The sequence below is a fragment of the Methylobacterium sp. WL18 genome (genome assembly GCF_008040015.1).
In the GTDB taxonomy this organism is placed as follows: domain Bacteria; phylum Pseudomonadota; class Alphaproteobacteria; order Rhizobiales; family Beijerinckiaceae; genus Methylobacterium; species Methylobacterium mesophilicum.
This window is the reverse complement of record NZ_VRVD01000349.1, coordinates 1-4,919: the sequence shown is the minus strand read 5'-3', so window position 1 is coordinate 4,919 and position 4,919 is coordinate 1. Positions and strand designations below refer to the sequence as shown.

Below are 4,919 nucleotides of genomic sequence, written 5' to 3'. Positions count from 1 at the left end.
CCCGCCGGCTCGGGGACGACGCGGCGGCTTGGGCGGCCGAGCCGAGGGCGGGTCTGCGGTAGGAACAGGGTCCGGGGTCAGCCCGCGCAAGGTCTTGAGATCGGATTGCGATCGGGCCGACGAGGCGGGCTAATCTCCCGTCGGGACCAGCGTTCACGCGCGGCCTCGGTCGCGCGGTGCCGCGAAATCCGCCTCCCTGGGGCGCCGCGGGCCGGCGGACTGCCGCAGACCGACCCGATCCGGTCAATCCGCCTGCAACGCCGTAATGTTTGCGATCTGGCCAAGCGGTCCCAGGCGCGGAAGATTGATCGTGAACCGATCCACCTGAGACACATCGGCAATAGCGATCGTCGGAGTGAGATTTAGGTTCCAGGACCACTTATTTGAGCTTGACATTTAACGTAAATCAAATAAAAACACTTTGAGTTGGTATTAAAATACAAAAATTGCAACATTCAGAGTTGTGTATACTCTGGACACATGGGTGGAAAGCAGAAGCGGCGGACCCTCAGCTATCGCGCGCCTAACTTCGCAATAACGGGTGCCACATGGAAGCAATGCGAAAGACCGCTCTCACGATACACAAGATCTTTCATCGTATTGCACAATGGCCATCCAAGACAACGCACTCGGTCTACTCGCTCGGTCCGATCAAGCGCAGATCGATCGATAGCCGGGCCGCTTTCATCAAGGCCCACAGTCACGAATTGCCGACCTTGACGCATCAAGAGGCGTCGCTGGCGCAGACTTTGAATGAGCAGGGCTTCTGCAGAGCCGACGCGGATTCATTCGAATCCTTCAGGTCGAGCCGCTTTCGCGCGGCCGCCGATGAGATTTATGATCTGACGGAACGGACCTACATCGCAACAGGCAAGAATATCGATATCATAAAGCTACTCGGCGCACATCCATCTTCGATGGATCAATTCAAGACCATTTTCTGCGCCGGGTTGGAGATCAAGTTTCTAAAAATCATCGAGCATTATCTGAAGCTCCCCGTCGCGTTCGGGGGCGTGGATATATTTTTCACTGTTGCCGATGGTTTAGAGAGGGGCGCGAGAACTTGGCATAAAGATAGCGAAGACAGCCCGATGGTGAAAGTTGCCGTCTACCTGAATGATGTCGGCGACGACGACGGCCCGTTTGAAATTCTTCATTTGCAGCGTAAGACCCCCGATTTCGAAAAATCACGAGGCTTCAAGCAGCAGAAACTGATGCACGCGCGAAACGAGGGCAAGATCGATTTCGACATCACAACCTTCACAGGTCCGGCGGGATCGGTCATATTTTGCGATACATCGCAATATTACCACAGGGGTAAGCCTGCGACAGGCAAAAATCGCAGGGCCTTGTTTTACAACTACTACGCCAGCCGGCCCTTGACCCCGTACTTTTGCCCCAATCCGCCGTTCTCCCCGGATAAAATGAGAGATCTGGTTTCAGATCTATCGCCGACACAACAAGCAGCGGCTTTGTGGCGCGAGAACTTACCGCGATTTGATAAAGTGGTCACCAAGAGAAAGCCGTATCTGAACGTATGACGTGTCGCATCTCTGGGCTCGGTGACATTGACGGGCTTTTGCCGGGAATGGAATTTCCCCGGGGCGGCTGGGACCGAGCGCCGACAATCCTTGAGGGTGCGCCCAAAGCGACAGCCGTTCAGGGCGGATGATGGCGCGGCCGACGAACGAAGCTCGGTCACCAGCAGGGTCGTAGTTTTCAAAAAACAGGACGGATCGAAATTCGTCTCGTTTATATTGAAGTATCAAGTAAAAAACTGCGCATTCCGGCGTTCGCGCGCATGCTGCAGAGCAACCGAGGCTCCGAGCGCGCGTCGCCGAGGAGGATACGGGTTCGGCGGCGCGCGTTGAATCACGGAGTGAGAGCCCGCCGTTTCAAGGTGTCCGCAACGGGTTGGACAGGGAGCGTCCCGCCTGTTCACCGAGGCCGTTCCGACAGCAACCCGGCCATCCCGGGGCGCCGCGCTGAACGCCATGACGGAGCCGGTCGCGTCATCCGTCCGGAACCGGATTCATCCCGGGCGCCGTGGCGCGGCCCCGGGGTGACGCGGCGGGTGTCCGGGCGGCTTGCGCAATGTCCCGTCACGGCCGCACGGCGGTGACCTCGATCTCCACCAGCCAGCCCGGATTGGCCAGAGCCGCGACCTGCACGGCCGAGCGGGTCGGCAGGTTCGGCTGGGCCGCCGTACCGAACGTCTCGCGGTAGGATTCCATCAATCCGGCGAAATCCATCCGCCCGCCCTTGGCCGGGTCGCCGACCAAAAAGACCGTCATCTTCACCACGTCGCGCAGCGACAGGTTCCGGCGCTTCAGGGCCGCCTCGATGGAGGCCAGGGTCGAGGCGGTCTGGGCGCGGGTATCCCCGAAGGCGGCGACCGTGTTCTTCTCGGCGTTGGGGTCGGTCACCGCCGGCCCGAAGCCGCTGAGATAGACGGTGGCGTGCCCGGCCGGCACCTCGACCGCCTCCGAGATCGGGAAGTCCGAGCCCGGGATCGGGTGCCGGGTGATGTCCTCGGCCGAAGCCGGCCCGGCCAGCAGGGCCAGCGCGAGGGTTGTGGAAATCAGGGTCCGTTCGATCATGGCCGTGCCGCTTTCACATCCTCGGGGGCGACCGCGTCGCCGTATGGGTTGTCGAAATGGGTGCGGACGTAGTTCACCACCTCCGCGACCTGGGTGTCGCTCATCATGCGCCCGAGTGGGGGCATGCCGCGCAGGCCGTACAGCATCACCGTGACGGGATAGCCGGCGCTGGAGAGTTTTTCGTTGTGCCGGAGCGCCGGATAGGCGGCGGCGCCGACCGCGCCCTCCCCGCCCGCCTGGTGGCAGGCGGCGCAGACCTGGGCGTAGAGCGCCGCGCCCCCGGACTCCGTGAAGGTCTTGCCCTCGCTCATCGCCGGGCCGGCCGACGGGACGGCCGCGTGGAGGGCGTGCTCCTGCGCGGCGGCGCCGGTACCGGTGGCGAGGAGCAGCGCCAGGATTCGGGTGATCGAAGACACACTCATGCCGCCAGGACCCTCTTGTGAAGCCGCGTGACCGCGTCGAGCGCCGAGAGGATCGCGCCCTCCTGCCAGGCCGGGATATACGAGGCGTGCTCGCCGGCCAGCATGATCCGCCCGTCGATCGCGCAGAGGTTGTCGTAGTGCTGGGCCCGCGCCTCGTCGGTCCAGTCGCCGGCGCAGCCCAGGGTGAATGGCACCCGGTGCCAGGCCACCGCGATCCCGGTCTCGAACTCGGTGCGGTATTGCGGGTGGATCTGGCTGCCGTAGGCCACCGCCCGGCGCACCCGCTCGGCGGGGCTGAGCGCCGTGAATTCGTAGGAGTTCGGCCCGTTCCAGGTATAGGCGCCGAGCAGAACGCCCTTGCCGCCGGCATTGTAGCCGGTCGCGGGATAGGCGATCTGGCGGATCGGCAGGTCGGTGTAGGAGATGCCGCCGAAGATGTGCTCGTCCTCCTCCCAGAACCGCCGCTTGAATTGCAGCCCGACCTTCACCGACGAGGCGTAGGGCACCGCGTCGATGGCGGCCTTCATCGTCGGGCCGACCTGGGTCGGGATCTGGCTCAGCACCGTCAGCGGCAGGGCGCAGACGCACCAATCCGCCTGGGCCTGCCGCACCGCGCCGCCATGAGCCAGATCCTGGTAGGTGGCGGTGACGCCGTGGCCATCCTGGGCGATCTGCGTGACCTTGGCGCCGTACCGGATCGTGTCCGGCGGCAGGGCGCGGGCGAAGGCCTCGCCGATCCGGCCCATGCCGCCGACCGGCTGGAACATCGTGGTCTGGAACTCGTAGAGCAGGAAGTTCTGCAGGCCGCGCCACAGCCGCGAGGTCAGGATGTCGTGCAATGCCATCGGCTCGCCGTCGACCGGGCGCGCCGAGAGGCCGCCGCCGGGATCGTGGGCGTAGCCGCGGAATTCCGAGGACTCAGGCCCGGCGCGATAGGCGAGGTTCTCGTCGAGGCCGCCGAGGGAGCGCAGGGCCTCGATCAGGATCTCCTGGTCCTCCTTGGAGACCTGCGCGTCCAGCGCGCCCTTGCGGGTGGCCTTGGCGAGCAGCTCTGCGGTGGCGCCGTCGAGATCGGTCTTCACCGTGCGGATCCGCTGCGGCTTGCCGCCGAAACCGGTCGCGCTGTGCACGAAGGCGTTGTGGTTGAGCTGGATGAACGGCTCCAGCGCCACCCCGAGCCGGCGGCAGTAATCGAGCACGCCGTGGTGGTGGTAGGGAATCCGCCAGGGGCCGGGGTTGAGGTAGAGGCCGGCGTCGAAGGCGCAGCGCTGGGTTTCGCCGCCGAGTTCCGTGTAGCTGTCGCCGCCGCGCAGCGTCCAGTTCCGGCCGCCGGCGCGGGTGTTGTATTCCAGGATCTGCACCCGGTACCCGGCCCGGTGCAGCTCCAGCGCCGTGGTCATGCCGGCGAGCCCGGCCCCGAGGACCAGCACCGAGGCGCCCTTGGGATCGCCGTCGAGCCGGATCGGCCCGCGATAGGGCGATTCCTCGGCGAACCCGAGGCTGGTCATCACCTGATAGGCCGCCCCGCTCCCGGCGGCGGCGCCGACCATCGCAATCAATGTGCGCCGACTGAACCCCGATGCCTCTGCCATCTCGCTTCCCGTCTCCCGATCCGGATGCGTCCAGGACGGGGCAGGCTAAGCAAGTCGGAGGCCAAGTTTGGAGCCATGCAAATGAAGCGCGCCGGACGCAGCGTCCAGCCGATGGAATGCGCTCTCGGACTTGCAACTTAAGCGGATGTGAGGCGCGGAAAACTCATCGCCCCCGGTGGTCTTGCTTCGGATCGCGCCGGGATCGCCCGAGATAGTCTTTCCGGTCCGGGTCCTCATCCCGAGATGCGGCGGCGTCGCCACGGCCACGAAGGAGCCCGCCGGCCGGCCGCGCGATCCCCGGAAGG

4 protein-coding genes are annotated in these 4,919 nt (G+C 64.7%); 1 reads left to right on the top strand and 3 read right to left on the bottom strand.

What is annotated here, in order from left to right; genetic code table 11:
• Positions 1 to 548 precede the first annotated feature (548 nt).
• Positions 549 to 1,541 carry a hypothetical protein gene (locus FV228_RS20255; RefSeq protein ID WP_147856262.1) on the top strand — a complete coding sequence of 331 codons (993 nt, stop codon included), beginning with the start codon at positions 549 to 551 and terminating at the stop codon, positions 1,539 to 1,541.
• Between the two features lie 561 nt (positions 1,542 to 2,102).
• On the opposite strand, the gene FV228_RS20250 is transcribed toward FV228_RS20255, so the two are convergent.
• The 3 genes from FV228_RS20250 to FV228_RS20240 are packed head-to-tail and all read right to left on the bottom strand — an operon-like array spanning position 2,103 to position 4,614.
• Positions 2,103 to 2,600, bottom strand: coding sequence for a RidA family protein (locus tag FV228_RS20250; RefSeq protein WP_147856261.1), 498 nt, complete (start codon positions 2,598 to 2,600; stop codon positions 2,103 to 2,105).
• Complete coding sequence (locus tag FV228_RS20245) at positions 2,597 to 3,022, bottom strand: cytochrome c (protein ID WP_147856260.1); 426 nt, start codon at positions 3,020 to 3,022, stop codon at positions 2,597 to 2,599. Before FV228_RS20245 ends, FV228_RS20250 begins: the two co-directional genes overlap by 4 nt.
• Positions 3,019 to 4,614, bottom strand: coding sequence for a flavin monoamine oxidase family protein (locus FV228_RS20240; protein WP_147856259.1), 1,596 nt, complete (start codon positions 4,612 to 4,614; stop codon positions 3,019 to 3,021). Before FV228_RS20240 ends, FV228_RS20245 begins: the two co-directional genes overlap by 4 nt.
• Positions 4,615 to 4,919 lie beyond the last annotated feature (305 nt).